The organism is Pirellulales bacterium, assembly GCA_035939775.1.
Taxonomy (GTDB): Bacteria; Planctomycetota; Planctomycetia; order Pirellulales; family DATAWG01; genus DASZFO01.
The window spans coordinates 1-2,912 of the sequence record DASZFO010000272.1 but is presented as its reverse complement, the minus strand read 5'-3'; the positions used below and the strand labels follow the sequence as shown (position 1 = coordinate 2,912).

At 60.0% G+C, this 2,912-nt stretch carries 2 protein-coding genes; both read left to right on the top strand.

Annotation, left to right across the window (positions count from 1 at the left end; all coding sequences use genetic code 11):
• The first annotated feature begins 462 nt into the window (after positions 1-462).
• Positions 463-1,431 (top strand): hypothetical protein, encoded by a 969-nt coding sequence (locus VGY55_17135; protein ID HEV2971705.1) that lies wholly within the window; start codon positions 463-465, stop codon positions 1,429-1,431.
• A gap of 7 nt (positions 1,432-1,438) precedes the next feature.
• Positions 1,439-2,912: hypothetical protein (locus VGY55_17130; protein HEV2971704.1), on the top strand; the 1,474-nt coding region annotated here is incomplete at its 3' end.

Here is a 2,912-nt window from a genome sequence, read left to right as displayed (position 1 = left end):
ACGTGGCTGCACTAAAGGTCGAAACATAACTGGCGAGTCGTAAGGTCATTTGGTACGCGTTGGATCGACACCAACGCGCTCTGCCTTTTTTCAATCGGCGCCGCGCGTGCTTCGGTGGAATACGTCGAAACGCACTCGGTTGATCGTCACCTTGTTCAAGAACGCGCCAAACGCGCCCTCTGGCTCACAGCCCGATCGCGTCTCGAGAACCGTCCTGATGAGACTTGCCAACATGGCATATTCGAGTCGAATGTGGCGCCTCAAAGATGCGATTTCCGCAATGACAACCGCGGCCGGCGCGTGGAACGATTTTTTTGTGAATGGGCCCCGATTGCACTTGAGAACGGAACAAAGCCGCGTTAGAGTCGATAGAGCGTCGCATGAGGCGACGTCTGATAGTTTCTGTTCCGCACTTGGGAGTTTTCACCGAGAAGCGGACTCGCGCAAAGGACGGCGCGAACCATGAGCACGGCGAACGATCTATTGCGAGCTACGGATTGGCGCTATCGTTTGGCGGCCAAACGGGTCGCTGAGCGGCGCGGTCTGCCTCAGCGCCGTTGGGACAGCTGGACCACGAACGTCGGCCACTATCTTTTGCGACGTGGCGCTTGCCGTCGACCATCTGATTTGGAGGCGCTTGCGAAGTCGTTTGGCGCGCTCGACGTGGCGCATCGCATCTTCGTCGACGCCGATCAAACGCTCCGTCGCGTCCTTGAAGCGCGGCTCGTAACCGGCGCCCCGTCGTGCGAAATTGCAACGCGAATTGGCCTGAGTGCAACGGCTGTTAACCGGTTCGAAGCCGTGTACTTCGACGTCCGATCGCGATTAGCGAGACCTGACTTCATTCTCGGGCGACTTATCAGGGTAACCGACGCGCGGCATTACGAATGGATCGATCAAGGTTGGAAACTGATCGGCTACGTCGCCGGCAGCGCAGCCTTAAATAGTGTTTTGGGGGGCGACCGGGGACAAGGCGCTGGACGACTCAACACACTGGCCCGAGAAGGCCTGTTGATGAAGACTTTCGTCGAGGCGTGGATTGGAGCCAATGACCGCGGCGGCAGGTCAAATTCCGGCGGCCGCAACCGCGAAATCTTGGCGCTGCTCCGCGACAAAGATGTGCTGGGCGAACGCACAGACGAGTTTACGGCGAACGTCGAGCGAGTTTTCATGAATATGCCGGTGCACGTCCTTTCGCGGAGCGAAGCGGAGGAACTTCGACGGACTGGACCAGCGATTCAGGTACATCCGCTCGTCCAATACGGTATCGACCACGCCGAGGACTTCCGCAGTTTTGACCCGCAGAAGGAGTTGGCGCGCCGCGCGCTGAGGCACTCGCAAGCGGCCGAGGGGAAGTCGCCGCCTCCGGAAGCTCAACCAATTCAGCAGTCGCCGAAGACCTACGATTGGAGAACCGACGACCCGTTCTGATAATTCGATGCGAGACGCAAATACATCAGTATTCGATTGTCTGTTCGAACTCGGCACACGGACCCTGTTGCCGGCGCCGTGGGTCGGCGAAGGTGATGCCGCGTTCGTCGGTCTGCCCGATGATGATAAGACGGTCATTCGCCGGTTGAAAAAGAAGTTCTCCGCCCAAGCGCTTAAGGATGCGGGGGTCGTCCAAGGGGGCTCCGGTCGCAGCTTCGCCTTGAGCCCGCAACTGCTGCAGAACCGACGGTGCATCGCCGCGATACGGCCGACCGCCGGTGGGGAAATCAGCGACGTTCTCGTAGGCGGATCCGCCTCGCTCGCCGGCCAACCGGCGTGGGTTGCCGCTCTCGGCGATGAACCTCTTCAAGTTCTTATTCGCCAGTGGGGCGGGACGCTGTTCGTGGTCGAGACGATGGCGGATGTTCTGGTGTTTCGCAAATTGGGTGTGCCCGCCATCGCCGCTGCCGGGTTGGAGAGTCTCACTCGTGAGCAGACTGAGACGTTGAGGCGGCTTTTTGACGTCGATCTGGAAGTCGAGGAGCAATCTATTCGGCCAACTGTTGAAAATGATGCCGCCGCTATGCCAACGGACATCGATTATTATCCGACGAGCGAGCAACTCCAGAAACTCAAAAAGACGCATGTACTCATTCCGCCGACGGATCCGCATAGGCGCCTGCCCTATTCCGATGAGGAGATCGAGGCGCTCGTTCAGAAGATGGCCGATGACTTCGAGAAAAACGGCGACGGCGGAGGGGACGGCGACGATGCAGAGGACGCAGTGGGCGATGTCGACGAGCGGGCGGCCGAGAACGACGACGGTAATAAGGGATCCGACCCCGGCGACGACGGCTTCGATGATGACGACGATGTGCTGGCGGACGAGAAAGGCGTTCGGGCGGAAGCGCCCGAGCTGGCTGAGGCGCCCAATTCGGTGCCACTCGCGCTAGTGCTGGTCAATTTTTCCGTTGCTTTTCTTGATATCGTCGATCAACAGAGCGTCTTGAATGTCGCACGGCACCTCCAAGAGCTTCAGCGATCTTCCCGATTGCCGGTCCACGGCGTGTGCGTTTGGAAGCCTCCCACCAATTGGATTGATCGGCTTAGGCAAGTCGCCGAGGCCGGCGATCTGGCGGCCGCCGTCGAATTGCTGAAGGATGACATCGAAGACGATTTCGTTCAGCTCGCCCGCTGGGCGGAGCAGACGTCCGGTAACGGTTTCACGCAGGCCGACTCCTCCCGCGAGCTGTCTGACTTCGTCAGCTCGCGGCCCGGCCACGAGGAAGACACGTCGCCAGATCTTGCTCGCGTCGAGCACGACCTAGTCATCACGCCGCTCGCGGAATGGGCGGTCAGCGAGCGAAATCCGGTCGAAGCCTACCGTCGGCACGCATTCGTTCGAGCAGCGGAATTAACCCTGCAGAAGGGTCGGCGTCTCCTTGGGGCCGCGCGCGGTGCGGGTTACAGCGCCGAGTACG